This is a genomic window from Neobacillus jeddahensis (genome assembly GCF_000612625.1).
In the GTDB taxonomy this organism is placed as follows: Bacteria; Bacillota; Bacilli; order Bacillales; family Cytobacillaceae; genus Neobacillus; species Neobacillus jeddahensis.
Genome location: NZ_CCAS010000025.1, coordinates 1 through 26,505, shown reverse-complemented (window position 1 = coordinate 26,505; position 26,505 = coordinate 1). Strand labels below are relative to the sequence as shown.

General features: G+C 42.4%; 26 protein-coding genes. 18 read left to right on the top strand and 8 right to left on the bottom strand.

Going from position 1 to position 26,505, the window contains the following annotated elements; genetic code table 11:
• Positions 1-3: 3 nt before the first annotated feature.
• Both TY15_RS12525 and TY15_RS12520 read right to left on the bottom strand, forming a co-directional pair.
• Entirely contained in the window at positions 4-1,773 is a 1,770-nt protein-coding gene (locus tag TY15_RS12525; RefSeq protein WP_040207488.1) for a sensor histidine kinase, read from the bottom strand.
• Between the two features lie 12 nt (positions 1,774-1,785).
• Complete coding sequence (locus TY15_RS12520; protein ID WP_040207489.1) at positions 1,786-2,529, bottom strand: response regulator transcription factor; 744 nt, start codon at positions 2,527-2,529, stop codon at positions 1,786-1,788.
• A gap of 242 nt (positions 2,530-2,771) precedes the next feature.
• Between TY15_RS12520 and TY15_RS12515 the strand changes: the two genes are divergently transcribed.
• The 6 genes from TY15_RS12515 (at position 2,772) to TY15_RS12490 (ending at position 9,401) form a co-directional block, all read left to right on the top strand.
• The gene (locus TY15_RS12515) at positions 2,772-3,788 is read left to right on the top strand and encodes an ABC transporter ATP-binding protein (protein WP_040207490.1); all 1,017 of its coding nucleotides are present in this window, start codon (positions 2,772-2,774) and stop codon (positions 3,786-3,788) included.
• On the top strand, positions 3,785-4,777 hold the full coding sequence (locus TY15_RS12510) for an ABC transporter ATP-binding protein (protein ID WP_040207491.1): 993 nt from the start codon (positions 3,785-3,787) through the stop codon (positions 4,775-4,777). Before TY15_RS12515 ends, TY15_RS12510 begins: the two co-directional genes overlap by 4 nt.
• Before the next feature lie 39 nt (positions 4,778-4,816).
• Positions 4,817-5,767: an ABC transporter permease gene (locus TY15_RS12505; protein WP_179301811.1), complete on the top strand. Its 951-nt coding sequence runs from the start codon at positions 4,817-4,819 to the stop codon at positions 5,765-5,767.
• 18 nt (positions 5,768-5,785) lie between these two features.
• On the top strand, positions 5,786-6,700 hold the full coding sequence (gene opp4C / locus TY15_RS12500; RefSeq protein WP_042374531.1) for an oligopeptide ABC transporter permease: 915 nt from the start codon (positions 5,786-5,788) through the stop codon (positions 6,698-6,700).
• Between the two features lie 57 nt (positions 6,701-6,757).
• The gene (locus TY15_RS12495; RefSeq protein ID WP_040207492.1) at positions 6,758-8,392 is read left to right on the top strand and encodes an ABC transporter substrate-binding protein; all 1,635 of its coding nucleotides are present in this window, start codon (positions 6,758-6,760) and stop codon (positions 8,390-8,392) included.
• Between the two features lie 184 nt (positions 8,393-8,576).
• A complete protein-coding gene (locus tag TY15_RS12490) occupies positions 8,577-9,401 on the top strand; it encodes an MBL fold metallo-hydrolase (RefSeq protein ID WP_040207493.1) in 825 nt (274 codons plus the stop codon).
• A 73-nt stretch (positions 9,402-9,474) separates the two neighbouring features.
• Here the strand turns inward: TY15_RS12490 and TY15_RS12485 are convergent, their stop codons facing one another.
• Entirely contained in the window at positions 9,475-10,671 is a 1,197-nt protein-coding gene (locus TY15_RS12485; protein WP_040207521.1) for a YhgE/Pip domain-containing protein, read from the bottom strand.
• 275 nt (positions 10,672-10,946) lie between these two features.
• On the opposite strand from TY15_RS12485, the gene TY15_RS12480 reads away from it, so the two are divergent.
• The 3 genes from TY15_RS12480 (at position 10,947) to TY15_RS12470 (ending at position 12,756) form a co-directional block, all read left to right on the top strand.
• Positions 10,947-11,366: a hypothetical protein gene (locus tag TY15_RS12480; protein ID WP_040207494.1), complete on the top strand. Its 420-nt coding sequence runs from the start codon at positions 10,947-10,949 to the stop codon at positions 11,364-11,366.
• A 1-nt stretch (position 11,367) separates the two neighbouring features.
• Positions 11,368-12,030 (top strand): PspA/IM30 family protein, encoded by a 663-nt coding sequence (locus TY15_RS12475; RefSeq protein ID WP_040207495.1) that lies wholly within the window; start codon positions 11,368-11,370, stop codon positions 12,028-12,030.
• 78 nt (positions 12,031-12,108) lie between these two features.
• Positions 12,109-12,756 (top strand): M50 family metallopeptidase, encoded by a 648-nt coding sequence (locus TY15_RS12470; RefSeq protein WP_040207496.1) that lies wholly within the window; start codon positions 12,109-12,111, stop codon positions 12,754-12,756.
• A gap of 227 nt (positions 12,757-12,983) precedes the next feature.
• On the opposite strand, the gene TY15_RS12465 is transcribed toward TY15_RS12470, so the two are convergent.
• Positions 12,984-14,186 carry a multidrug efflux MFS transporter gene (locus TY15_RS12465; protein ID WP_040207497.1) on the bottom strand — a complete coding sequence of 401 codons (1,203 nt, stop codon included), beginning with the start codon at positions 14,184-14,186 and terminating at the stop codon, positions 12,984-12,986.
• Positions 14,187-14,314: 128 nt separating this feature from the next.
• Positions 14,315-14,884, bottom strand: coding sequence for a cysteine hydrolase family protein (locus tag TY15_RS12460; RefSeq protein WP_040207498.1), 570 nt, complete (start codon positions 14,882-14,884; stop codon positions 14,315-14,317).
• Positions 14,885-15,006: 122 nt separating this feature from the next.
• Here TY15_RS12460 and TY15_RS12455 point away from each other — a divergent pair, with 122 nt between their 5' ends.
• Positions 15,007-15,615 (top strand): TetR/AcrR family transcriptional regulator, encoded by a 609-nt coding sequence (locus tag TY15_RS12455; protein WP_040207499.1) that lies wholly within the window; start codon positions 15,007-15,009, stop codon positions 15,613-15,615.
• A gap of 308 nt (positions 15,616-15,923) precedes the next feature.
• On the opposite strand, the gene TY15_RS23190 is transcribed toward TY15_RS12455, so the two are convergent.
• From TY15_RS23190 to TY15_RS12440, 3 genes are all read right to left on the bottom strand, one after another.
• Positions 15,924-17,168: a GGDEF domain-containing protein gene (locus tag TY15_RS23190; protein WP_052353769.1), complete on the bottom strand. Its 1,245-nt coding sequence runs from the start codon at positions 17,166-17,168 to the stop codon at positions 15,924-15,926.
• A 258-nt stretch (positions 17,169-17,426) separates the two neighbouring features.
• Positions 17,427-18,650, bottom strand: a complete 1,224-nt coding sequence (locus tag TY15_RS12445) for an MFS transporter (RefSeq protein WP_040207500.1) — start codon at positions 18,648-18,650, stop codon at positions 17,427-17,429.
• 46 nt (positions 18,651-18,696) lie between these two features.
• Positions 18,697-19,650 (bottom strand): L-lactate dehydrogenase, encoded by a 954-nt coding sequence (locus tag TY15_RS12440; protein ID WP_040207501.1) that lies wholly within the window; start codon positions 19,648-19,650, stop codon positions 18,697-18,699.
• Between the two features lie 317 nt (positions 19,651-19,967).
• On the opposite strand from TY15_RS12440, the gene TY15_RS12435 reads away from it, so the two are divergent.
• From TY15_RS12435 to TY15_RS12400, 8 genes are all read left to right on the top strand, one after another.
• Complete coding sequence (locus tag TY15_RS12435; protein ID WP_040207502.1) at positions 19,968-20,372, top strand: hypothetical protein; 405 nt, start codon at positions 19,968-19,970, stop codon at positions 20,370-20,372.
• 1 nt (position 20,373) lies between these two features.
• Complete coding sequence (locus tag TY15_RS12430; RefSeq protein WP_040207503.1) at positions 20,374-21,045, top strand: PspA/IM30 family protein; 672 nt, start codon at positions 20,374-20,376, stop codon at positions 21,043-21,045.
• Positions 21,046-21,297: 252 nt separating this feature from the next.
• Positions 21,298-21,972 (top strand): response regulator transcription factor, encoded by a 675-nt coding sequence (locus TY15_RS12425; protein WP_040207504.1) that lies wholly within the window; start codon positions 21,298-21,300, stop codon positions 21,970-21,972.
• Positions 21,962-23,368: a sensor histidine kinase gene (locus tag TY15_RS12420; protein WP_042374529.1), complete on the top strand. Its 1,407-nt coding sequence runs from the start codon at positions 21,962-21,964 to the stop codon at positions 23,366-23,368. The genes TY15_RS12425 and TY15_RS12420 overlap by 11 nt, the downstream gene beginning before the upstream one ends.
• A 361-nt stretch (positions 23,369-23,729) precedes the next feature.
• Positions 23,730-24,728 (top strand): hypothetical protein, encoded by a 999-nt coding sequence (locus tag TY15_RS12415; RefSeq protein ID WP_040207505.1) that lies wholly within the window; start codon positions 23,730-23,732, stop codon positions 24,726-24,728.
• 14 nt (positions 24,729-24,742) lie between these two features.
• The gene (locus tag TY15_RS12410) at positions 24,743-25,000 is read left to right on the top strand and encodes a helix-turn-helix domain-containing protein (protein WP_040207506.1); all 258 of its coding nucleotides are present in this window, start codon (positions 24,743-24,745) and stop codon (positions 24,998-25,000) included.
• A 157-nt stretch (positions 25,001-25,157) separates the two neighbouring features.
• A complete protein-coding gene (locus TY15_RS12405) occupies positions 25,158-25,778 on the top strand; it encodes a TetR/AcrR family transcriptional regulator (protein WP_040207507.1) in 621 nt (206 codons plus the stop codon).
• Between the two features lie 202 nt (positions 25,779-25,980).
• Positions 25,981-26,505: MFS transporter (locus TY15_RS12400; protein WP_042374528.1), on the top strand; the 525-nt coding region annotated here is incomplete at its 3' end.

The following is a 26,505-nucleotide window of genomic DNA, read 5'->3' as shown; positions in this document are numbered from 1 at the left end:
TCGTTACTTAATCGCCATTTTCACCCCAACGATCGTTCCTATACCAGGTTTACTCCAAATCGTCAGTCCATAATTTTCGCCACAGATCAATTGTAAGCGCTTGTTTGTGTTATAAAGTCCAATGTGATCGGATGATGTATAATTGGACCGTAACTTGTTTCTGATTTCTGCTAATCTATCTGGTGGAATGCCAGCTCCATTGTCAATGACTGAAATTAATAGGTCTGTGGGCGAGGCTTTGATTTTGACCTTAACAAGAAGTTTTCTTTCCAAGCCAATCATGCCATGCTGGAGGGAATTTTCAATTAACGGCTGAAGAAATAGTTTTATGACAAAATATTTATCGATCCCCTCATCACAATCCCACAGACAAGTAAATTGATCTTTATGTCGAATTCGTTGAATATCCACATAGCTTTTTGTATGCTTGATTTCATCTTTTAAAACGACCAAACCCTCCTTGGCGTCTAAGGAATAGCGGAGGATATGAGCCAAATTATCGATCATTTCATTGATTTCATTTGGTCTTTTCGTTAGACTAATCACCTTCCAATTAATCGTCTCCAGTGTATTAAATAAAAAATGCGGGTTTAATTGCGACTGATGAACGGACAGCTCCAGTGCCTGCATTTTATACTTTCGCTCAGATAGTAGCACCTTCATATATGATTGTTCCATAAAGTTTGTCACGATTTTATGAATGATGAAACTATGAACATTTGTTACCGTGCTTGGTAAATGGGGCAGGGGTTCTCCCTTTTCCGCACTGTTTAAGATCGTAACAATGGAACGAATGTCCATGAAATTTTTTTTCGTTAAATAATAGGCCACAATCCCCCCGACCAGGATGGAGGAGAGTAATAGAATGATGGTAACCAAGCTTAGTTGGTATGGGAGTTTATAAAGGGAATCCTTCGGTATGGTGGAAAAAAACAGCCAATCATATTTTTCAGATTCCAGTTTAAAGACAATCGATTCAACGTTTTGAATCCGCATGGTGGTGACCATTTTGCTTGACGTAACCATGGACTGAGACTCGGATTCTGTTAAAGAGACTGGATGGTTTTCAAAGAGAATCTGGTAGTTCCGATCCATGGTGAGAATATTTTGTCCGTTCATTTTATATAAGCCATTTAGATAATCCTTTAAATAGTCCGTATTTACGTTCAGGATAATATATCCAGGTTTGCCATTGGCAAGAGTAAAGCTTCGATACAACGAAATAACTTCTACCTTTTTAATCGGGAAATTATCCGGTTTTCGGAAAATCGTTCGTTTCGTTGTCCAAACATCCTCGCTGGTAGTCTCCCTGTTTATATCTTTATACCAGGAGGTGTCCTCAAACGTTTCCAGGTTAACCACTCCACCTGTTGTTGAGGTTAGAAAGTGCTGTTTGTCATTGTCGATGTAAATATAAATGGAATCAACGTATGAATGAGCAATCGCAGGTGAATCGATGATGTTTTTTAGCGATGCAAGCCTCACATAATCCTCTTGGCTCAACCATTTTTTCTCAAGCATGTTTTGTAAATCAATAAATTCAACCGCACTGGCCGCAATGGACAAATTAATTGAATTTAATTCATCGAAAATCATTTCCACATTCATTTGGATTTGATTTAATAGATTCAAGTTTTGTTGATTGATTTTATCCTTTAGATAGAAATGAATTAACGTAATGGCTAGTGATCCTAGAATTAAGGTAGGGATCAGCATGGGAATGAGCAGTTTCGTTAAATTTTTAAAATAAAAGGAACGCTTTAAGGAATCCATCAATAACCGTCCTTAATGGAGCTGCCGATATTCTTTCGGACTAACGCCAAAATATTTGCGAAAAGCACGTGTGAAATTTTTGGCGTTGCTGTACCCTACCATTTCACTTACCTCATAGGCTTTGTATTTCATTTCTTTCAGTAAATTTGCTGCTTCCTCCATCTTTATTTGAAAAACAAATTCAGAGAAGTTTTGGTCTGTTTTTTGTTTAAAATATTTGCTGACATAGTGGGGATTCATATAGACAATCTGGGCGGCATCGTCTAAGGAAGCATCCTTAAAATGACTTTTTACATAATCCTTGATCTTGTGAATAATAGGATCATGCTCTGAGCCACTTTGTTGATTTACTATTTTTGTTTGGAAGGGAGGGGGATTTCGTTGATCCAACTCTTTTTTTATAGGAGTAAAGGCATCCGTTAGATCTGAAAAGTTAGTAGGTTTTAGAATATAATTTTTTGCCCCGTATTTTATCGCGGTTTGGGCAAAGTGAAAATCTTGATACCCGCTTAGAAAAACGGTGATAACTGGCGAATTTTGCTGGTAGATTTCCTTAATTACCTCGAGTCCAGTCATGATGGGCATCTGAATGTCACAAAGTAAGACGTCGGCATCGCCACTTGAAATCAGCTCCAATGCCTCTTTTCCATTTGCCGCCTGTCCAATTACTTTAAATCCTATATCTTCCCATGGAAAATAGTTAACTAAACCATTACGAATCTCGTATTCATCATCGGCAATTACTAAATTATACATGGAGTACCTCCTGTAAGGACTATCGTAATATTCAGAATATACTATATTTATTAACTTCCAACAAGATAAATCATGTTGTCTCTTGTCAATTAATGATACGAAATATCAAGGTAAGTCCCTTTTTTTCCCCCTCATACTTTGATTAAATAGTGGTAATTAACGTAAATGTATTTAGTAGGTTCACAAAAGACTGAATATTTTTAATATTATTATTTTAAATTTTGAGAAAGAGTGGTGAAAATATGAGGCCGTTGTTAGAAGTGAATCAGCTGAAAATTGCATTTGCAACCGATAAGGATGAGGTAGTTTCTGTTGAAGAGGTGAGCTTCACGGTTAATTCTGGTGAAACCATCGGCATTGTCGGAGAATCCGGATGCGGCAAAAGTGTCACCTCTTTATCGATTATGGGGCTGCTCGGGAAAAATGGACAAATCAAAAATGGTCATATCTTATTCGGTGATGAGGACCTTACAAAGGTGACAGAACAACGTTTAAGGGAAATCAGGGGAAATGAAATTTCGATGATTTTTCAGGAACCAATGACCTCCTTGAATCCAGTCTATAGCATTGGAAATCAAATGGTTGAGGGAATCAAGCTCCATTTAAAGATGAGTACAAGGGACGCAAAAGAGTATGCCATTAAAATGTTGGATAAGGTAGGAATTCCAAGGGCGCGTGAAATGATGAAGGAGTACCCACATGCCTTATCGGGGGGGATGAGGCAGCGAGTCATGATTGCCATGGCCCTAGCGTGCAAGCCCAAGCTGCTGATAGCTGATGAACCAACTACAGCCCTGGATGTGACAATTCAGGCACAAATTCTTCAATTAATGCAAACCTTGCAGAAAGAGTCAGAGACAGCGATTATGCTGATTACCCATGATTTAGGGGTGATCGCGGAGACAGCCGATCGTGTAATTGTGATGTATGCTGGCCAAGTCGTGGAGGAGGCGGATGTATTTACCCTGTTTAAGGAACCGAAACATCCCTATACCCAAGGCCTGCTGGCTTCGATTCCACATTTGGAATATGAAAATGAACAACGGCTTGTGTCGATTCCTGGTTCAGTTCCAAGTGTGAAACATATGCCAAAAGGCTGCAGATTTCATACAAGATGTCCCTTTGCGGAGCCGCATTGCCAACAGGAACAGCCGGAGCTTGCGTCCATTCAGGAGGGGCATAAAGTAAGGTGCTGGTTAGTTGAGAAGGACCCACTCAAGCCGGTCGTAGAGAAACCAAAGGAGGAATCAGTCAGATGACCATCTTGATGGATGAAGAAACAACTCCTTTATTACGAGTGGAGAAACTAAAGACCTATTATCCTATTAAAAAGGGCATTCTTTCTCGGACGGTTGGTCACGTGAAAGCGGTCGATGGAGTAGATTTTTTTATTAATGCCGGTGAAACGCTTGGTTTGGTTGGAGAATCAGGCTGCGGGAAATCAACGATTGGCAAAACCCTTGTGCGATTGGAGGAGGCATCCGAGGGTAGAGTGTATTTTCATGATCATGAAATCACGACAGCAACAAGAGAGACGATGAAAGGGATCCGCAGGGATTTGCAAATTATCTTTCAGGACCCTTATTCCTCCTTGAATCCAAGAAAACGGATCAAGGATCTGCTAGAGGAGCCGATGAAAATCCATCGGGTGGTCGAAAAGGAAAACCTCCATAACCGGGTGGATGAACTGCTGGATTTAGTCGGCTTACCTAGAAGCTATAAAAACCGGTACCCGCATGAATTTTCCGGTGGGCAGCGGCAGCGGATTGGGATTGCCAGAGCCCTTTCTTTAAATCCCAAACTAATCATTTGTGATGAACCAGTTTCCGCTTTGGATGTATCGATTCAGGCCCAAATATTAAACTTGCTGAAGGATTTGCAGAAAGAATTGAACTTAACCTATTTATTTATTGCCCATGGATTAGGGGCAGTGAAATACATTAGTGATCGGATTGCCGTCATGTATTTAGGAAAAATTGTCGAAGTGGCCAAAACAGAAGATATTTTTCGCCATCCTCAGCATCCCTATACGAAAGCCCTGTTAAGCTCGTATCCGATTCCAAACCCTGAAATGAGGGCGAAGGAACGAATGGTGATTCCGGGAGACGTACCGAGTCCAGCTAATCCGCCAAGCGGCTGCAGTTTTCATACACGCTGCCCGTTTGCAACTGCCATTTGCCGTGAACAAACACCAGTTCTTAAGGGAAGTGAGCATAGTGTGGCCTGCTTTGCTGTTAACGAGGCATAAGAAGGAATCTATTAATATGTAAAGAAAGAGGGTGTGAAATTGGTTCCATATATTATTCGCCGACTATTCATTGCCATTCCCGTCTTATTTGGGGTAACGATTGTCAATTTTATCATCATCAATATGGCACCGGGAAACCCTGTTGACATGTATATCGACCCCAATACTTCACAGGAACAGCTCAATTTGCGAAAAGAACAATTGGGCCTGAATGATCCGTTATGGCTCCAATTTATTCATTGGCTCAGCAACCTTATGCATGGCAATTTGGGTTTTTCCTTTTCAACCTATGAGCCTGTTACGAAGATCATTTTAGAACGGATTGGACCCACATTTGAATTGATGCTGCTCGCACTGCTTGTCGGTTTGCTTATCGCCCTTCCAATTGGGATTATTAGTGCCGTTAAACAATATAGCAAGCTTGACTATTTTACTACAGGGATATCCTTTTTTGGAATTTCGATCCCGCATTTTTTCCTTGGGTTAGGGCTGATTTACTTCTTTGCTGTTAAATTGCAAATCCTGCCTGCAGGGGGAAGGTCCACTCTCGGCAGTGAGGGTGATTTTCTCGATAAGGTCAAGCATCTCATCCTTCCAGTCCTTGTGCTGGCAGTTGGGATTGCCGGCCAATATGTCCGCTATATCCGAGCAAGTTTACTAGAGGTTCTAGGTCAGGATTATTTACGTACAGCCAGAGCAAAGGGCTTAAAGGAATTTGTCGTTACCAATAAACATGCCTTAAAAAATGCTCTCATTCCGATTATAACGATTATTGGTCTTGAAATTCCTCTCTTACTGGGAGGGGCTGTGATCACGGAACAAGTATTTCAATGGCCGGGAATGGGCCAGCTTACGATCCAGTCGATTATGTCACGGGATTATCCGACATTAATGGCTCTCAATCTATTAACGGCCTTTATGGTTTTATTCGCCAATTTGTTAACAGACATCGTCTATTCATTTGTGGATCCACGGATTAAATATAAATAAAGGAAGGAGGAACGGGCAATGCCATTGCTAGAAACTAATATCAAAAAAGAGATCGAAACGCCGATTGCTTATTCAGAGATTGCCGGAGAGGAAACGCCCTTTCAACTAATTGTTAAACGATTTATGAAGCATCGCTTAGCTTTCGTCGGTAGTCTGTTCATGATCTTTATCATTCTTGTTGCCATTTTTGCACCAGCTATTACACCAAAGAACCCCTATCAAGTATATGAAGAATTTTCTGCGCCTCCTTCTGCTGAGCACTGGTTAGGCACAGATCAGGTTGGCCGGGATATTTTTACCCGCCTAGTTTATGCCTCAAGGGTATCGATGCTGGTGGGACTCGGAGCCGTCTTAATCTATAGCGTGATTGGTACGATTTTAGGGGCGATTTCCGGCTACTTTGGCGGTTGGGTTGATATTCTGTTAATGCGTCTAACAGATGTCTTTATGTCCTTTCCAGGTCTGATGCTCATCCTTGTCGTCGTTAGTATTTTGGGACCAAGTCTATTGAATATCATCTGGATTCTGGGACTGCTTGGCTGGCCGTCCGTTGCAAGGCTCGTTCGCGGCAGTGTTCTCTCGTTAAAGCATGTTGATTTTGTTAAATCTGGAGTGGTCCTTGGTTTGAGTACCCCAAGAATCTTATTTCAACATATTTTACCAAATGCTATTGCTCCTATCCTTGTCCAAGCTACCTTTGGAATTGCTGCCTCCATCATTGTGGAAGCCTCGCTTAGTTTTTTAGGAATGGGAGTTCAGCCCCCCACCGCAAGCTGGGGAAATATGCTGACAGACGCTCAATCGTTAACGGTGCTAACGTCACAGCCATGGCTTTGGGTTCCCCCCGGCATCATGATCGTTCTTGTCGTACTGGCGATCAATTTTATCGGGGATGGTTTGCGGGATGCAATGGATCCAAAAGCCTTGAAATAGGCAGCTTTTTTAAAGTAACTATCCCATAATTTTAAAAAAAGAAAAGAGGGTCCTACGATGAAAAAAGTAAAGGTGAAATTTCTAACCATTTTTTCGATTGCCTTGCTCCTATTCCTAAGTGCTTGTTCGGGTGCAGATGATGCATCCTCCACACCAAAGGAAACAGGTAAGGGAAATACACAAGCCGGTCTAGGTGATACGATTATCGTCGGAATTTCCAATGCAGTCGGTTCGATTAATCCGATTAATGCAACTGATATGGCCGCTATGACCATTTCCTCCATCTTATTCAACCCATTCTTTGAGGCAAGCGAAACGATGGAATTTTTGCCTAAATTGGCAGATAGTCTTGAAACAACGGATAACCAAGCCTTTACAATCAAATTAAATCAAAAGGCTCAATGGACAGACGGAAAGCCGGTTACAACAGAGGATGTTAAATTTACTTTTGATACACTGGCAAATCCAGATGTTCAAAGTACTGGTTTGAAAACGCTCAATGTTATTGAAGGACTAGATGATGAAGGACATCTGCCTAAAGGCGAAAAAACGGTATCGGGCATCGAAATTGTCGATGATAAAACCTTTGTCATTCATACAAAAAAACCAACCGATCCTAATTACATCAAAGGCGCGCTCATCAACGTCAGAACGATCCCGAGTCATATTCTAAAGGATAAGGACCCTGCTACTCTACATCAAGATCCGTTTATGTTAAAACCAACTGTTTCTGATGGTGCGTATGCACTTAAGGATTTCAGTGGGGAAACACATGTTGAGCTTAAAGCAAATCCTAGCTATTACGGTGGTGCACCAAAGACAGAAAAGCTGTTCTTTAAGGTAGTGCCTTCAGCGAACTTAACGGCGCAGCTGCAAACAGGTGAAGTTCACATGAATTACCCGGCTGTTGGGCCAATCGCCATTCAAGATATTGAAAAGGTGAAAAATATGGCTAATGTCGAGACAATAGATGGAAAAGGATATGATTACCAAGAGATCTACTTCAATACAAAAACGATTGATGACCCGAAAATGCGTCAAGCCATTGTATATGCTATTAATCGTCCGCAGCTCGTTGAGAAGCTGTTAAAAGGGAAAGCGGAGATTATTGATGGACCGTATACAAACCCACATCCGTATTTAAATAAGAGCTTGGAGAAATATGAGTATGATCCTGAAAAGGCGAAAAAGCTGATTAAAGAATCCGGCTGGGATAAGAGTAAGACGATTCGCTTTAATGTACCGGTAGGAAATCAAGTTCGGGAACAAGCAGCTGTGATCATAGCGGAAAATCTAAAGGCGGTAGGCCTAAATGTTCAGGTACAAAAATATGATTTCCCTACTCACATGCAAAAAGGGGCAAAGCATGATTTCGATTTAATGTTCCTTGGGATTCCATACCAAATCGATCCAGATGTCAGTACATTCTATTTTACAAAGGCACCATATAATTTTGCTGATTATAGCAATTCCCAGTTAGATGAATTATTAATGCAAGGGAAATCGGAACCAAATCCCGAAAATAGAAAAGTCATCTATGACCAGGTTCAGGAAATTTTACATGAAGATCTCCCAACGATTACCCTCTATTCAGACTATCAAATGGGAGCTGTTTCGAAGAAAATAAAAGTGGGCGAACCGAAGCAATTCGGCATGTTCTATAACGTCCAAGACTGGGAAATTGAAAAATAAAGAACAAGGCTGGGAATTCTGGGCCAGGGGGACGGTTCTGGTGGTCCAATCTGGCCATGGGGCCTGACCCCCGGTCTGCTAAAGCGTTAAAGTGGAAGTCCCAATCTTGTTGATTGGGGCTTTTTGAGCAGGGGAATTATGCTTGGAGGTTGAATTTTAATAAGATAGAAAGGAGATGGACGGCGTGTTATTAAAGAAGAAATCAACCTTTGGGGAGAAAAACGGTGTTTCCTATTTGAATGGCGAGGTGAAATTCCAGGGTGTTTCATTAAATGTCCACAGCTATGTTGTTGATGGGGTGTTAATTGATACGGGGGCACAGTCCTTACATAAGCATTTTGAAGCCTTTATCGATGAAGCTGATTTTGATCAAGTCATGATCACTCATTTTCATGAAGATCATACAGGCTGCGCCGCCTATGTGGAAAAAACAAAAAAACTACCGATCTATTTAAATGAAAAAACAATTGATTATTGCGCACAACGGGCAGATTATCCTTTATATCGGCAGCTCTTTTGGGGAAAAAGGAAGCCATTTCATGCACAAGCCATGCCTGAAACGTTTACTTCGCGAAAGGCAACGTGGGATGTCATCGATACTCCTGGACATGCATACGATCACAAAGCCTTTTTCAATCGGGAAACGGGTCAATTATTTACCGGTGATTTATTCGTCAACGAACGGACGAAAGTCGTCCTAGCGGAAGAAAGTATCCCTACCATTATTCATTCATTAGATCGAGTCTTAACGTACGATTTTGAAGAGGTATTTTGCCATCATGCCGGGTTTGTCAAAGACGGTCGTGCGGCGCTCGAACGAAAACGAGACTATTTAGTATCGATCAAACAGGAGGTCTTCGCTTTACACAAGCAAGGGGACTCAGTTGAAGCCATCCGTGATAAGCTTTTTCCAAAAAAGTACCCAATTATCAAATTTTCAAGCGGGGAATGGGATTCCCTCCATATTGTCACATCGATCTTGAAAGGGCATATTATTCACAAATCATAGGGACGAACATTAAAAAGGGCATTTCTCCTACAAGAAGAAACGCACCCGAGTAGACGATTTTTCAGTTCTGATCCTAGGCATTCCCTTCCAATATTGGTTGGGACTTTTGTTGTTTTCCTGCCTGAAGCTTTAAAGATGAGCCTAATACGATAACGAGACTCACTCCCCCAATCCAGACAAGCGTAGATACAGGTGAATTCCAGCTCAAGCTTTTACCAAAGAAGAACAATTCGCGAAGGCCTTCGACCATAAATCGCATCGGCAGCCAGGAGTAAATCCACTCGCGATAAAAGGAAGACATCATCTCAGGAGCTAACGCAAGCAATGGTGCTCCAAAGAAAAGGATTAACACGAAAATCGGGATCCCCTTCATACCTACTAACGAAAGAACGGCTGAAATCATTAGGAAAAAGCTAAAACAGGTAATCGATAGAAATAACGCAGTATCTCCAAACTGTGGAATAGCCAATCCGACCATGCCATTTGCGAGCCAGGTTAATCCAAACCCCACGACAAAGGAAACAAACGCCCCTACTAAAATTTGTCCCAGTTTTATGGAAAGGTTCTCTTTTCGGGTTCTAACTGCTAGTTTACTAACCGCCATAAAAATAATCACGGCACTGGCGATACTGGCCATCCAGAGTGGTTGGAATAACGAAATAGGCGCATTCCCGTTTGCACTGTTTGCCCCAATTTCATTCACATTGGTGACTTTTTTGGCAATAGGAGCGACGAGGCTGGCAGCCTGTGTGGTGGTCAATGTGGCTCCTTGTTTTTCAAATCCTTCAAGTAGCTGGGTCCGAACATTGTTGTTGATGTTGTCAACGACGGTATTCAATATTTGCCCCGCCATTGTCGAAGCCGCGGTATTCATGCCTTGATTGATGAATAGTTGCACCTCGGGTGAAGAAGGCGTGGGCGTTCTTAATGAAGCTTGCTTTGCACTAAAATCCTTGGGAATGATGAAGGCTGCATAATACTTTTGCTGATCTAATCCCTTTTGGACTTCTTCGCTGCTTTTTACTTCAATCCATTTTACAGCAGGGGCTTCATCGGTTGTGGCTGCTGTTTTTTGTATCATTTCAGCAATGGTTGTTCCCATATTCATCTTCGGTTGATCAGGAATTTGTATGCCTTGGTCTTCATTCACAATCGCAATCGGCAGATTTTTTGGCTGGATGTTAACGGATGGAAAAAGGGTGAGTGAAAAAATAAATAAGACGGCAAAGGCAATGATCGGTGATAACACTACCAGTTTGTTTTTAAAAATTTTCATGTCGACCTCCTTGTAATTAGTTGAGGAATTATATGTTCTCGGATAGTAGACTGACTGCCATCACTTTTGTAAAAAAAGTGAGTAGTCACTCATAAATGATATTACCAACATTTTAATATATGTCAATAAAAAAGTGAGTAATTACTTTTTTTGATCCCATTACTTCTTCCTCTTTTAAAAATAATTTTTTCCCCTCGCCCCGTTTCACTAAATTTTCACCAAACTCTACTAAACTACTATTATCAATAACGGAAGGAGGTCAGAAAGCGATGAATCCAAAGGTGAGAAAAGGTATATTCTGGGGTGGAATCATTGCGGCAATGATCCTAGTTATGAATCTAGTTCACTATCTATTCGGAGGTGCCAGCGCTCTCGCTGCCGGTCCTTATAGACATGAACAAGGTGGCATGGGCATGGGGCCGCGCGATGGTGGAATGGGGCCTCATCACATGATGGGTCACCCGCAGCCTGGCGGTTTTGCTTGGCTGTGGATCGTAGTCTTCATCCTGATCGGTATCACGGTTTTGGTACTAGTTGGAAAAGGGCTCCGAAGAAAGTCCAAGGCCGCGGCCATGCAACAATTTATTGATACATCAATCATGAGTTCACATAAACCGTTAACGAATTCGAATGCACATGTGTTAGAGCAATGGGAAAAAAATCTAATGATAAAAAAGGAGAATCAGTAAAATGGGTATTTTTAAAAGAGTAAAAACAATGGCAAAGGCAGATTTGAATGGCTGGCTCGACAAATGCGAAGATCCAATTGCCATGTTAAATGAATACTCTCGTGAAATGGAACTTGAGATGGGCAAGGCGCAACGAGCATTATCCCGTCAGTATTTCGTTGAGAACAAACAGGCTGCGCTCATTCAAGCAACCAAGGCATTGGTAGAAAAAAGAACACGTCAGGCGAAGCTTGCCATTGGACAAGGTGAGGAGAGCATCGCTAAACTAGCAGTCCAAGAAAAATTGACGCATGACAAGCAGCTAGACATGTATGAGCAGCAATATGAAGCGATTCAAGCACAAACGAGAAGTTTAACGGAGAAGCTGACTGAGCTTCAGCAAACGTATCATGAATTGCAGCATAAGAAAATCCTTCTAGCTTCGCGGGCCAACGTGGCGCAGTCGATGAAACAAATGCAAAAAGCAGCGACTTCCTTCCAAACGGACACGATTTTACATGGGGTGACCCGGGCTGAAGACCAAATTCTCTTAATGGAGGCGGAAGTTCAAGCCGGCCAGCAGTTTGTAAATCCGCTGGTAAAATATGAGTCAGCCTATGTCAACGAGGAAGAATTAACTAGTGAACTAGAGAGACTCAAAAAGGAAAAAGAGTTACTTGTGTAAGGTTGATGAACGAGGAGGAAGCACCATGATAGTCGTTGGTGCTTCCTTTTATTAGCTAAAAAGGAAAGGAGAATAAATGTGAATGTGAATATGAATATGGTTTCATCATTGCCTATTATTGTGTATTTGGCGGCCGCTTTAGTGATCACGAGGATTCCATTTGTCGGGACGTATCTGTCACTTTGTTACACGCTTCTGCATGAAGTGGTGCGGGCCTTGATTGGCGGTCGGAAAAGAATTCGCTTGATCAAGCATGAGGAGGGCGAGGTGATCGAGAAGACGAGCACGTTGAAGCATGATTTGATTTCGTATCTGAGTTATACGGTTGCGTCGCTGGCGGCGATTGGATTATTTTATCTCGTTTCGATCCATCGCTATGAGTGGATTCTCTATCTGCTGAGCGGTCTAATTGCGGTCGCGCTCGTATGTTGGCTCCGCCACTTCTTGGAATTTGTCTGGGCATTGACCTTCATCGCCCTGCTCGTGACTCCCATCTATTTTGGTTATGACCTGGCAATCAAGCCAACCGCTATTTTTCTAGGATCCTACATGTTGGTTCAATCCGTGTTAACCGCTCTATCTTTATGTAAGGAAAGTTTTGCTACACGCAAAAATAAGGGAATTGCAGCTAAGGTAAAGTGGGTGCCATCGATGATGTTAGGCCTAGTTCTGCTGGGGCAAACACTTTATGCAAGCTATTATGTCGTCGGAAATTTTGTCTTATAGGTTGTGGGGTCAGGCCCCCACCGCTTTAAAGCGGCGGGGGCCTGACCCCAATTCGTATCTGTTGCGAAGTAAATCATTTTCTGGGGAATATTGTTGTTACTTTTGAAGATTGGTAGACAACTTATTTATGGCGGAATGGTGAAAAACCCTGCGATAGCAACGTTTAGCCTGTCCCTAATTAAACGTTTGAATAGTATCACGGCTGAGGAATCTGGTCGATTCCTGGCTTATGATGCCGATTGTTTCAGACTCATTTTTTTATAGATCGTAAAATAAACCCAAACCGCATTTAGTAGTAATAAGGCACTGGTAATAAAGAATACCGATTTGATCCCAAAATAGGCGGCCACCTGCCCACCAAGAGTTGCGCCTCCAAAGACACCTAAATACCCTGCCGACATGGAAAAGCCAAAAACTCTTCCAGTAAGGGAAGCGGGGGTAATATTCTTAAGCAGGGTATTAACGGACGGAATTAATCCTGCCGAAGCTAAGCCTAATAAAAAGCGGAGAATCATTAACTGCCAAGGATTTTTTACAAAGGCTTGAGGAATAAACATACATCCCGCCACGATTAGTGCCACTAAGATTACTTTTTGCGCCCCAAGCTTATCCGACAATTTGCCAAGCCTTGGCGCGGCAATAATACTGGCTAGTCCTGAAGCAGAGAAGGCCATTCCGGCTAACAACGCAACATGGTTAGAGTTCTCTGTTAACTGCGTAATATAAATGGTGATGACAGGTTCTATTGAATAAAGGGCTAAACTTAGGACAAAAAAGGTGACAAATAAGGTAATCGTTAAATTTTTTTCTGGAACCTGATTCCAAATCTCTTTAAAAGGAAGGACCTCCTTCTCTTGCCGCGTAAAGGATTCCTTTACAAATAAAGCAGTGGCAATAAATGAAATCAGCAACAAGGCACCGGTGATGAAAAAGACATATTGCAAGCCAACGCTCTCTTCCAAATAACCACCAATCAATGGGCCAATCAAACCTCCGGCCGTACTGGCAGTTGAAAGGGTACCAAGAGCAAATCCAGCATGTTCTTTATCTGTCTGAGTGGCAATCAAAGCCATGCAGGCAGAAGAATACCCGGTGATCACCCCTTGCAATAATCGTAATCCAATCAGTTCATAGACATTTTGTGCAAACCCCATACAACCGATCACAATTCCCATACCGAGACTTGCCCGTATGAGCATGAGTTTGCGCCCGTATTTATCAGCGGCACTTCCCCAAATAGGTGAAAAAATGGCGGAAAGGATAAAAGTAGCCCCAAAGGCAAATCCTGAAAGTTGAGCGATATCAGCAGTATTGTCGACACCTAGATGCTTAATATAGAGCGGTAATACGGGAACAATCTGGCTCATGCCTACACTTGATACGAACAACCCAAACCAACAGACAATTAAATTTCTTTTCCAAATCGGCATGAATTTCCACTCTCCCTTCGTCGTTAGCTTCTGTATTTACCATGTGTGTAAAGCCTAATAAGCACCACCTTAGGTCGAGACCTTAAGTGGCGCTTGTTGGTTAACGAAACAATTTTCTAAAGTTCGATTCAATTCAAAGTGCCAATCCAAGCGTCAACCGTCTGCACATCTGCTTGGCGAGGGAATACCTTTTCCATCAGAACGCGGTGAACCTCGGAATCCGCATCGAGACAGGCATCTGAAAGTACGGTAAGGGAAAAGTCTTTATCTGCCGCTTCCCTCAATGTAGATAGTACAACACCACTTGTGGAAATCCCACTGAGGACAAGCGTATCGATCTGTTGGGCACGAAGGATGACTTCCAGAGTGCTTCCAGCGAAGGCGCTAAAGCGGTACTTCGTCACCACTGGTTCATTTGGGTTGGGCTGAACTGCTTCGTGAATTTGTGTGGAAGCATCCGATAGAGTCATTCCGCCATGTTTAGAAATAGCTGAGAATATCTTATTTTGTGGGCTGACCTCGGGATAGCCCTCGCTAAACCCGACCCTGACATAAATAACGGGAATCTCGTTTTGACGAGCCGCTTCAATCGCTTTTTGGAACGGTTGAAGCACCTCTGGCGTTTCGCCGTAACGGGAAACAATCCCATTTTGTAGATCCATGACTAACAACGCGGTTTTATTCGCTTGATTTTGCATACGTTGAAAATGCCTCCCTTTTGGGTTAAAATTAAACGGAGAGTTCTCCTTTTTTTAGAATAAATGGAGAACTCTCCGTTTGTCAAGCGATGTGAAATACTATTTTAGGGAGTGACAATAGGATGAATGAAGATCTTCTATCCCAACCTCGCACGGAACGTCGTGATGCGGCCAAGAATCGGCAGTTCATATTGGATACAGCTCATCGGCTATTTGAACAACATGGTGTTGAACAGGTAAGCATGAATCAAATTGCCATAGAAGCACAGATTGGACCGGGAACGCTCTATCGCCGTTTTCGGAATAAAGGTGAATTATGTCTAGAATTAATTAAAGACAGCATAGATCTATTTTTCGAAGATATTGAAGTGTACTTGAAGGAGAACGAGACAGCTCCACCAAGTCAAAGGTTGAAAGGAATTCTTAGCTTTTTTATCCAGTTCAGAGAAAGAAAAGCACAATTGCTGACAGGTGTTGAGGAAACCAAGTCAACCAAACCACATTGGTCTCGAACGCAAAGCCCCCTATATGTAGAATTGCATCAATTAATGGTAGAGTTATTTGACGAGATGGCGGCAAATAAGCAGACTCGTCCAAACAGTGTCTTTAAGGCTGATATGGTGCTAATGGCTTTAAGCAGTGAAGCTTATTTTTTCCAAAAGGATGTCCGTGGTTATTCGCCTGAGGAGATTCTAGAACAACTCTATTCCACATTTATTTCATGTGATTGAAGCCATTCATAACGCATAAAAGGTTCCCATGATTTTGGGAACCTTTACTTCAATTTGCAGTTGTAGTTGAATCTATTTATGGTTCCTTAGAATTGCTGTGTTCTAGTGGATATTCCTCTAATTTTTCCGTTAGTTATTACTACTCCTGCTACTTTTCCTACAAACTTCCTTATACCTTGAAATAAACCCACGTTATTGCGCCCCCTATTATACCTATCTTTTTTTCTATCATTATAGTTAATATTGGATAAAATAACATACATTTTATGATACTTCAATTTCCCAATAAGGAGCTGTTTTTTTCCGAACTAGCGCATAGTGATCTGACTAGCAAATCCCTCGACACGATTCCGCCCGTTTGCTTTCGACTGGTAAAGGGCTTGATCGGCCTGCTCCATTAACAATTTTACTTCTATTTGATTGTTCACATACCCCGTGGCATGACCAATGCTAATCGTCACATGATTCGTCACGGGGGAATAGTCATGCCGAATCTTCATGTCAAAGACAGCCTCTCTGATGTGTTCCGCAAGTTGGTCTATTTCCTCATCCCTCCACTCAAATAAAGCTATCACAAATTCTTCCCCTCCGAAGCGAGCCGTGATGCTTGAGGAGGAATGGAGGCAGTTTTGGATGCTTTGGGCCACCGACTTGATCACGTGATCTCCTTCAAGATGTCCATAATGATCATTGAACAATTTAAAGGCATCGATATCAATCATCATCAAAGTCAGTTTTAGATTATCAGTAGTGTGATTCAATCTTTCACGAATATACTGTTGGAATCCTCTTCGGTTCGGAATCGTGGTTAACTCATCAATAATCGTCAATTTCTTCAGTTGTTCATTTACCTTTGCCAATTCCTGATTGATCTTTTTATTTTCCTCCATTTTCGATGCGAGACTTTGATTGGTTTCAGTCAAGAGTAGCTTAGTGAAAAAATTAGTCGCATCACTTCTATATAACATTCTTGAAGCCAGCCAACAAAAAAATAGAAAAACAGAAAGATTGATATAATGCCCCATTAAGATAGCATTGGATGGTTGGAAAAAAGGTAATCCAATCAGTAACACGGTAAGGGGCAGAATGTATAGCTTCAGGATAGTCCGATTGGAAGCGTGAAAAAGTACTGATACGCACATGAAGTTCACCGCAAATGCCATGACATGTCCATATTCTTTTTGATCCACTAGTGTCACAACGGCACCCCATACTAAGAAGAAATTCACTAAACTTAATAACCCTAATTTGAATCGTTGATATTGTCGTTCTGTGTAAGAGGTCTTTTTTTCAAACCTGCGGATGTAAGCAAGCATGAACGTACTCATAACTAATAACAAGAGATAGAGCACGAAATAGGTATTGAAGGCAAATGTTCCTTGGTTGGTTAAGGTGGATGACACATTCATGATGATCAGAATGGCTTCAAAAAGAATGACGATCCTAGCAAAAAGCTTACAACGCTGGATGTTTTCAGTGAATAAGTGTTTTTCGAGTAATTGTTTTTGTTCATCGGAAGCGGGTGGAGAGACAAAAGCAAATTTAGGTTTCATTTTCAGGCCTCATAGATTGATAGTTTTTCCTATTATTATACAAAAAACAGGACATAAGTCATAGGGGGACCTGTCCCCCAGTGCGTTAGGTTTGTCTCTTGGTAAATCCACCTATTAATTGTAGGATTATTGCTTATTTTTGTTGAATAACTTAAATTTTTGTAAAATAATCCTAGAATTTTGTAGAATCCCTCTTTATTTTTGTATGAATCTTTCTTTTTCAAAAAAAAAACAGACCAGAGTCTGTTTTTTCGCCACTTATGCTGCTTTTCGTATAGCTGCTTGCTTTAGCTTTGTTTCTGGGAACGTTGCAACCAGAAAGATATACAAACTGGAGGCGGCGATAAAGAAAATCATCGCTGGCGTATAGCCAGAATGGCCTAAAATATAGCTCCAGGCAATCGTCGCGATTGTTTGACCTGCATAGGCAATTGCCCAGAATAAGCCGAACATAATCGTCAATCTTTGTGGCGTCATCCCTTTTAATTCATGGGGAAGATTCAAAAAGATTGGGTATTGAATATACATCGCAAACCCCGAAATTGCAATGAGCGTGTAAGAGAGAAGTGGAACTTTGTTCGCGAACACGATCGCTAGGGCAAACGTTCCGACCATGACAATCCCTGAGAACAACAGGATTGGCTTACGGGGAACTCCTTTATTCCCAATTCGAATTCCAGCAAATGTTCCGAGAATCCCAAAGCCCGAAATTAATAGGTTCGTCACAGAACCATTTAACAACGTATATTGATCAAAAATTGCTTTAAAGCTGACCAATGATAATACATATAGGGTTAAAAAGGAAGCAAAGGCTAGGCCATAGCGCCACAGGAACCCGTCCTTGAGCGCATCTTTGTAGCCAAACTTTTCAACAGTACCACCCGTTTCTTGCGTTTCAAAAGTCTCAGCCTTCCACAACCAGGCGATGAAAAACAAGATGGTTAATGAGGCAAAAAACGTTAACGTTACGCGCCAGTTACTAACCATTTGCTTGGCAAAAACCGTAAATAAAATAGCGACAATAAAGGCTCCGGCATTATAAGCGACAGTATTGGCGGCATTAATGCGCAGCTTAACCTGAGCATTTTTCACATAGTGGGCAACGACAGGGTTCATATAGACAATGACCATCGAGCCCCCAACGGCCATGACCATCCGCGCGACGGTATAGGCCCAGTAATTCGGCAAGTAAATCGCGACTAGTCCCATCATCAGGAGTCCAATTGCCGTACCGGCCGCTTTTCGCGGCCCTAATTTCATCAGCACGATTGCGGCGAGGATGTTGGCAAAAACACGTGCTGTCGTAATTGAATAATTCACGAGCTGAGAAATTATCGGATCAACCGGTCCGCCAAAAAACGTTTCAGTGATTTGTGGCGTCAAGGAGGAGCCAGCGACCCAGTTCATGGCAAAGGTTACATAGGCCAGCCATAACACAGCCATCATAAAATATCCTTTTTTTGTATGATTGATCGATTTCATCCTAATCATCTGCTTTCATGATTTCAAGTAAGGAGCGAATTTTAGACTAGAGTACAGGCTTCATTGTTTCTTTCAATACCTTAACGGAGTGGTTAAATTGCTCTGTTTCTTTTTCATTTAGCTGAATTTCAAGGACTTCACGGATTCCGCCGCGGTTAATGACGGCAGGAACGCCGATAAAGACATCTTGTTGTCCGTATTGTCCATCTAGATAAGAAGAAACGGTTAGAATGCAGTTTTCATTATTTAAAATGGCTTTCGTAATGCGAACGAGAGACATGCCGATTCCATAGAAGGTGGCACCTTTTCGGTCAATGATATGGTAGGCCGCGTCACGGACGTTCACGAAGATTTGTTCTAAACTGTCTTTGTGTAGTTCACCATTGCTTGCTGCAAGTTCTTCCAATCTTTCAACCCCGACGGAAGCACGGCTCCATACTGGTAGTTCTGTGTCTCCGTGTTCGCCAATGATATAGGCATGCACGTTTCTTGTATCCATGTTGAAATGTTTCCCAAGCTGAAAGCGAAGACGGGCGGAATCTAATACGGTACCGGATCCGATAACACGTTCTTTTGGCAGGCCAGATTCTTTCCAAGTCACATAGGTTAGGATGTCGACGGGGTTGGTGGCCACTAAGAAGATACCGTCAAATCCACTCGCCATAATGTTTTTTACAATTTCTTTAAAGATTTTTGTGTTCTTTTCTACTAATTGTAAGCGGGTTTCGCCTGGCTTTTGCGCCAATCCCGCTGTAATAACGATGAGGTCTGCTGTTGCACAATCTTGGTATGAACCGCTCCAGACGTTGATTGGCGATGGGGCAAATGGGATGCCGTGGTTCAAGTCCATTGCTTCACCTTCTGCTTTTGCCTCGTTCACATCGATAAGAACGAGTTCTTCAGCGACTCCTTGATTGATCATTGAATAGGCATAGCTGCAGCCTACTGCTCCTGTTCCGACTAAGACAACGCGATTTACTTTTCTATTTCTGTTTTCCATGATGGTAATCTCCTTTATGTGGTGGAATGTAAATGAAAAATAGTAAATGCTAGACTCGAGTACTGAAGTTACTTAATTAACAACTTGATGATGTTAGTATATCACCAGTTTGTGAATAATTTCACAATATTTGTGACATAAAATTGAACCTTTATAGAGCGATTACAAGTAAGCGATGCCATTAGGGTGGGGGCCTGACCCCCACCCCGTTAGTGCGGTGATGCACACAATTTTTTTTGCTAGTTTTCCTTTTCACCAAGTTTTCACCATTGTCTATTAGAATTCATATTATCAAGTAGCGAAAGGAGGGAAACGAGATGAATACGAAAAAGAAGAAAGGTATTTTCTGGGGTGTCCTGATTGCGGTGACTGTATTTGGCATCAGCATACTCCATCATCTGTTTGCAGGAAATAGTGGATATGCTAGAGGACCACACGGACATGGGCATGGTGGAATGATGACTAGAGGTGGCGGCTTCGGCCCGCACCAAATGATGAACGGTCCCCAGCATGATGGGGGATTCCCATGGCTTTTCCTCTTTATTGGACTAGCTGTCCTCTTTTTACTAATCAGATGGATGAGAAAGAGAGCAAAGGCAACTTCGATGAAACAGTTTATTGACACCTCTCTTGTGGGTTCACATATACCGGTTAGCAACCAACAGGCAAGTCTATTAGATCAGTGGGAAAAAAATTTACTAACAAAAAAGGAGAATGAGTAGCATGGGTATTTTTAAAAGAATCAAGACGATTACGAAGGCAGAACTCAATGGATTACTAGACGGGATTGAGGATCCCATTGCGATGTTAAATGAGTATTCTCGAGAAATGGAACAAGAAATTGTCAAAGGGCAGAAGGCGTTGGCCCGACAAATTTTTGTAGAGAAAAAACAAGCGGCACTCATCTTAGAAACGAAAGCATTGGTGGACAAGAGAACGCGCCAGGCGAAGCTTGCGATCGACCAAGGCGAAGATGCGATGGCACGATTAGCCGTGCAGGAAAAGCTGACCCATGAAAAGCAGCTCGAGCTTTATCAGGAGCAGCTTGCAGCGATTCAGGGCCAAACGCAAATCTTGATCGAAAAATTGGACGAGCTTAAGGATACGTATAACCTATTACAACATAAGAAAATCTTATTGGCCTCCCGTGCAAATGTGGCGCAGTCGATGAAACAAATTCAAAACACAACGGTTTCCTTCCAAACTGATACGATTGCGAGAGGTGTGGCCCGCGCCGAGGAACGGATTCTGTTCATGGAAGCAGAGGCACAGGCCGGTAATCAGTTCTCGACTCCGTTGGCCCAGTTCGATGCGGCCTACAGCAGTTATGTGAACGAGGACGAGCTGAATCAGGAATTGGAAAAGCTGAAGAACGAGAAAGTGGCAGACTTATAAGAATGAATAGGGATGGAAGTACCACTAGAAAAGAGTGGTGCTTCTTTTTTTGTATAGGTAAAAATTTCCTGTTATGCGTGAGTGCACTAAGAAAAGCTTCGGAGCCAAAGTATTACAGTCAAAAAGCTGTGCATTTCGACGAACTACGCCTCTGTTTTCTTTTTCTGGGAAAAAGGCTCTACTTTTTAAGCTGGTCTTAAGCTTGCTCAGGTAGGATTTAGGGAGTAGAACTTTTCAAAAGGAGTTTTCGATATGAATATTCTATTAGCTGAAGATGATGTCAGGCTGGGTGAATTAATTGAATATATGCTACAAAAAAAGGGCGGCTACAAGGTCGAGTGGGTCCAGGATGGGGAGGATGCCTACTATTATGCGGCCTCCTCGCATTATGATGTCGTGATTATGGACTGGATGATGCCGAATGAAACGGGCGTTGCGGTGTGCCGCAAGCTGCGGAAGGAAGGGTACTCGGGCGCCATTTTGATGTTAACGGCAAAGGATACGGTCGAAAATCGGATCGAGGGATTGGATGCGGGCGCCGACGATTATCTAGTTAAACCGTTCGAAATTGATGAGCTGCTGGCCCGTCTTCGCGCCCTATCCCGCCGAAACTATGCACCGATTTTTGAAGAGGAAGTCGTGATGGCGGATTTGGTGTTAAATCGGACAAGCTTTACTGTTCGGTTGGGAAGTGATCACATTCAATTGAGTCCCCGCGAATTTCAACTTTTTGATTTTTTAGTGCAAAATAAAGGTCAAGTCCTTCCACGTGAGGTCATCCTCGAACGGGTTTGGGGATTGGATTCAGATGTCGCGTTGAAAACAATTGATGCGACGGTAAAATTAATCCGCAAAAAATTACAATCGTTCGGGAAAAAAAATCTGCTTCAGAGTATAAGAGGGGTAGGGTATAAACTTGAGTGCTAATCTTCTTTCGTTCCTGCGTGCGTTTACTCATTTTCGTGAAAAGGATGTTTTTAAAAGCACGCAAAGCCGGTTGACGCGGATCTATAGCGGCCTGTTAATTCTTTTTCTGATACTCTTTATTGTCATCGTGTATACCGTTCTTTATGTGGTGATCTTAAGGAATCAGGAGCAGGAGCTGCAAACCTTAGTCAATCAGGAAGCGAGCTTTTTAGAGGAGTATATGGGGCAGAACGAACAAGGGGACGTCTATAGTGCGGAAAATCAGGAGGTAGTATTTGCGGGGGTGAATCAGTTCTTCAATTATGTTGTCAATCCGAAAGGCGAAATCCTGATGGGAAATGAAGCCAATCAGCGCTTACGGCCGTCTATATTGCAGCTGCTGAACGGAGGGACTTCACCAAATGGGGACGTGCGAAAAGAGACACTCCATGTGGAAAATGCGAAGGCGAGAGGTTCCAGGAGCGAATTTCATCCTGCCGAGGGTGCGGAAGATCTCCATTTGATGATTGCCAGTCACCCGATTTATGTGAAGGGGCAATTGATTGGCCAGCTTTATATTGGAAAGGATATTTCGTTTGCCTATCAGTTGTTTCATTGGATGCTCGTGATTCTGGCGGCCTTAGGGGTCATTTTTTTCGGAATTGCGATCTTTATAAGTGTGTCGATGTCGAAGCGGGCGATGGTGCCGATTCACAAGGCGTTTATACGACAACGCGAATTTGTCGCAGACGCCTCCCATGAACTGCGGACGCCTTTAAGTGTGCTCCTGTCTTCTGTGGATGCAATGGAAATGACGCTGGAGCCGCAGAAGGAGGATTTTACCGGGAGGCTCTTGTCTCATATGAGGGAGGAAGTGAAGCGAATGACTCATTTGGTCAGTGATTTGTTAACGTTAGCTCGTTCGGATTCGGATACGATTGAGCTGAAAACGACTAGCTTTGATTTTCTTCCATTGGCGGAAAAGGCCGTGGAATCGGTCCATCCGCTGGCGGCTGCTAAGCAAATTTCGTTAAGCTTGCAAGCTCCGACTGAATTGCCGACGGTGGGCGATGCGGAGAGGTTGTCACAGTTATTGTATATTCTCTTGGATAATGCCATTAAGTACACGCCGGATGGTGGGGAAGTGAGGATGGAGCTTTCGGGAGATGGGACCGAGCTCGGCATCGCGGTCCAAGATACGGGGATTGGCATTAAGAAGGAGGATTCGCAGCGAATTTTTGAACGTTTTTATCGCTCGAATAAGTCTCGTTCGCGGCAAATGGGCGGCCACGGTTTAGGACTGTCGATTGCCAAGTGGATTGTTGAAACACATAAGGGGTCGATTAAGGTGGTAAGTGAAGTTGGGAAGGGGAGTACATTTATTGTCAGGATTCCATTTGGCGGGGGGAGGTTGTAAGGGAAGACGGGATGTTCCTGCAACTGGCGTGGGCGAAAGTCGGCGGGACTAATGCTAGTAAGCACACATTTTTCGGCTGTCATGGTGTTTTGGGGGGGAGTTTCATGAATGAAAGGGTTTCGTCTATTAAACTTAGCCTAAGTCGTCTTCTCTAGTTACCGTTTTTCATTTTCCCCATGTTTCATGGGCATTAGTCGCCTTCTCTAGTTCTATTATTCCACTTTATTAATCCGTTCCATTTTCCCGCTTTTTCTTTTCACCTCCCATTTACATTATTTTTCCATTCTGATATTCTTAAATCGTAAGTAGTAAGTAGTAACTAATCAGTGTTTCTCACTATTCAATGAAGGGGAGTATCAGTATGAAGGAACTACGTTTTGCACAAAACTTTTCTTTGATCGCACTCAATGCTCAGGACAGTCTTCATTTAACAACCACAAAAAAGGTATCATTGCGGTGCATGGCTGCTGCAGCAATTTTAGAAATATATTTGGACAATGGCTTTTCAAGGACGGGTGAAATCCTTTCTTTTACCAAGCAGGATTTGGGACATTCTTCGATGCCCAGCTATCAAGAAAAAGTGTTAAAGACGCTTTTGGGTAAAAAAGAGGTGATTAGTGGTACACTTTCGCACTATCTAACAAAAGTGCTCAGACTATCCAAGGGTCATTTAAAAGAGATGGAACAAGCTTTCGCTGCTTCCTTAGAGGAAGCTCAAGCGATAGAAGAAATTCCCGCGCTGCTTGGCTGTGATTTGGAATTTGTCACAGCTGGAATATCGATGAAGGAATACCGCAGCCATCCAGAACTCTATACAAGATTGATCGAAAGCCTTCGTGCGGAAATTTTAGAAGAGGGAACCATGACAGATGAAGCGATCCTCATGCTATGGTTGCTGCGAGAAAGCAGCTGTCTGTATGACCTTTTTTCGAGGGAGGAATTGAAACGGGTGGCAGTACAGATTCAACAATTACTGGAGGATAGCGCATTGGCCAAACAGATTTTGCCGATCACGATTCACAAATTCATTGAAACAGCCTATAAAAATTTTCTGAAGATAAAAAGGGATGTTATGTCTACTCCCACCGGTTCAGGGCTCAATTTTATTTTCCCTGTTCTGGAACGCTCGCAGTCGATTTTTATTGAGACAGAAGAGATTTTTCCCAATAAAAAGGATCGGTTGCGTGATCTAAAAGTGAGGATAGAAGAAAAGGGTCACGATTTTACGGTTATCCGTGAGGGTGAAGTCCCACTTGTTAAGATTGACAATGTTTTATATGAAGCTGTACCATCTGCGACGCCGTATTATCAGGTTGCGGTACATGGTGTTCGGTTACGAAAATATCCACTATCTTTATAGTAAGGGGAATGGAAATGTCCCGACAACGATCAATGGAAAAAATACTGGCATCGGAATTTGTGTCGATTGGGGAGCTAGTCCGCTTAACCGGATCCCGGTACAGCACGCTGAAATTCTATACAGAAGAAGGCATGCTTCCGTTTGTGCAGGAACATGAAAACCTGACCCGCCGCTTCCCTCGAGTAGAAGCCATTGCCAAACTCAACGAAATAAAAGAACTAAAACAGCAAGGACTCAGTATTCCTGAAATAAAAGCGCGAATGGGGGCCTGACCCCCATTCAGCTAAAGTTTAACGCGTTAAAGGAATTCGATGGAAAAATATTATGACATGATGTCATTTTTTTATGTTGACATATGACACGGTGTCATATAGAATACTTTATATTCAGTTATGACACGATGTCACTTTTTGAGATAGGGGAATTATGATGCCGAAACCAACATTCTTACACTTATCAAAAGACAAACAGGATACATTACTTCAAGCTGCCAAAAAGGAGTTTTCTAGAGTCCCGTTACATGAAGCGTCGATCGCCAATATTATCAAGTGTGCAGGAATCCCTAGAGGCAGTTTTTATCAATACTTTGAGGGGAAAGAGGATTTATACTTTTACATGTTAAATCAATTCTCTAAGAAGAATAATGAACGATTTATGGCCATCCTGAAGGAGCGGGAAGGAAATTTATTTGATACGTTTATCGAATCATTCCGGTATATGGCTAAGAACCAAATGAGTCAAGAAAACCAAAACTTTTTTAAGCATGCCTTTTTAAATATGAATTATAAGCTTGAAAATACATTAGCCAATCATGTGTACGAAGAAAATCAAAAAAACCAGTATCAGCAGATGATCAGCTCAATCAACCAAGAGCAATTGAACATTCACGATGAAAAAGAGCTGCATCAGGTGATTAAAATTATCATGGCTGTCACCTTTCAAAACCTTGTGCAAATGTTTGTAAAGGAACTGACGGATGAAGAGGCCACAAAAACGTATATTCTTCAACTTGAACTGCTAAAAAGAGGGCTTCTGAAGGAAGAACAGTAATGGATTCGCCAGAGGTACCTAGAAGGGAGACGGTCAATTTGAAAAGGTTAGTGGAAAAACTTCAAGGCCAGGGTATCAATGCACAGCTATGTAAACGGCCTTGCAGCAAAGAGAGAAAGTTCAATGAGTTCAGCCGCATTCCGTAGCGGAAAGGCTGTTATTTTACAAACATTAATTTACATGAAAAAAGGGGATTGGAAATATGGATTCAGCATTACAACCAAAAAAACCACCATATTTAATGATTGCGATCTTGTTTGTTGGTGCGTTTGTTTCGTTTTTAAATAACTCATTATTAAACGTGGCACTGCCTTCGATCATGGTGGATTTAGAAATTAAGGATTATTCGACGGTTCAGTGGCTGTCTACAGGCTACATGCTGGTCAGCGGGGTGCTAATTCCGGCATCAGCCTTTTTATTAACACGTTTTTCGAACCGGCGTTTATTTATTACATCGCTGGTGATTTTCACCCTCGGGACTGCCTTAGCAGCGTTTGCGCCAAACTTTGGGGTATTACTTGCTGGACGTATGGTGCAGGCAGCAGGATCTTCGGTCATGGGACCTTTGTTAATGAATATTATGTTGGTCAGCTTTCCTCGTGAAAAACGTGGTGCCGCGATGGGAGTTTTCGGCTTAGTTATGATTACGGCCCCAGCGATCGGACCGACTTTATCCGGTTATATTGTGGAGTACTATGACTGGCGGTTACTGTTTGAAATGATTTTA

What these genes read in the sequence shown, in the direction of transcription:
- TY15_RS12525 (WP_040207488.1), bottom strand. Translation starts at nt 1,773, where the DNA reads ATGGATTCCTTAAAGCGTTCCTTTTATTTTAAAAATTTAACGAAACTG.
- TY15_RS12520 (WP_040207489.1), bottom strand. Translation starts at nt 2,529, where the DNA reads ATGTATAATTTAGTAATTGCCGATGATGAATACGAGATTCGTAATGGT.
- TY15_RS12515 (WP_040207490.1), top strand. Translation starts at nt 2,772, where the DNA reads ATGAGGCCGTTGTTAGAAGTGAATCAGCTGAAAATTGCATTTGCAACC.
- TY15_RS12510 (WP_040207491.1), top strand. Translation starts at nt 3,785, where the DNA reads ATGACCATCTTGATGGATGAAGAAACAACTCCTTTATTACGAGTGGAG.
- opp4C (WP_042374531.1), top strand. Translation starts at nt 5,786, where the DNA reads ATGCCATTGCTAGAAACTAATATCAAAAAAGAGATCGAAACGCCGATT.
- TY15_RS12495 (WP_040207492.1), top strand. Translation starts at nt 6,758, where the DNA reads ATGAAAAAAGTAAAGGTGAAATTTCTAACCATTTTTTCGATTGCCTTG.
- TY15_RS12480 (WP_040207494.1), top strand. Translation starts at nt 10,947, where the DNA reads ATGAATCCAAAGGTGAGAAAAGGTATATTCTGGGGTGGAATCATTGCG.
- TY15_RS12475 (WP_040207495.1), top strand. Translation starts at nt 11,368, where the DNA reads ATGGGTATTTTTAAAAGAGTAAAAACAATGGCAAAGGCAGATTTGAAT.
- TY15_RS12465 (WP_040207497.1), bottom strand. Translation starts at nt 14,186, where the DNA reads ATGCCGATTTGGAAAAGAAATTTAATTGTCTGTTGGTTTGGGTTGTTC.
- TY15_RS12460 (WP_040207498.1), bottom strand. Translation starts at nt 14,884, where the DNA reads ATGCAAAATCAAGCGAATAAAACCGCGTTGTTAGTCATGGATCTACAA.
- TY15_RS12455 (WP_040207499.1), top strand. Translation starts at nt 15,007, where the DNA reads ATGAATGAAGATCTTCTATCCCAACCTCGCACGGAACGTCGTGATGCG.
- TY15_RS23190 (WP_052353769.1), bottom strand. Translation starts at nt 17,168, where the DNA reads ATGAAACCTAAATTTGCTTTTGTCTCTCCACCCGCTTCCGATGAACAA.
- TY15_RS12445 (WP_040207500.1), bottom strand. Translation starts at nt 18,650, where the DNA reads ATGAAATCGATCAATCATACAAAAAAAGGATATTTTATGATGGCTGTG.
- TY15_RS12440 (WP_040207501.1), bottom strand. Translation starts at nt 19,650, where the DNA reads ATGGAAAACAGAAATAGAAAAGTAAATCGCGTTGTCTTAGTCGGAACA.
- TY15_RS12435 (WP_040207502.1), top strand. Translation starts at nt 19,968, where the DNA reads ATGAATACGAAAAAGAAGAAAGGTATTTTCTGGGGTGTCCTGATTGCG.
- TY15_RS12430 (WP_040207503.1), top strand. Translation starts at nt 20,374, where the DNA reads ATGGGTATTTTTAAAAGAATCAAGACGATTACGAAGGCAGAACTCAAT.
- TY15_RS12425 (WP_040207504.1), top strand. Translation starts at nt 21,298, where the DNA reads ATGAATATTCTATTAGCTGAAGATGATGTCAGGCTGGGTGAATTAATT.
- TY15_RS12415 (WP_040207505.1), top strand. Translation starts at nt 23,730, where the DNA reads ATGAAGGAACTACGTTTTGCACAAAACTTTTCTTTGATCGCACTCAAT.
- TY15_RS12410 (WP_040207506.1), top strand. Translation starts at nt 24,743, where the DNA reads ATGTCCCGACAACGATCAATGGAAAAAATACTGGCATCGGAATTTGTG.
- TY15_RS12405 (WP_040207507.1), top strand. Translation starts at nt 25,158, where the DNA reads ATGCCGAAACCAACATTCTTACACTTATCAAAAGACAAACAGGATACA.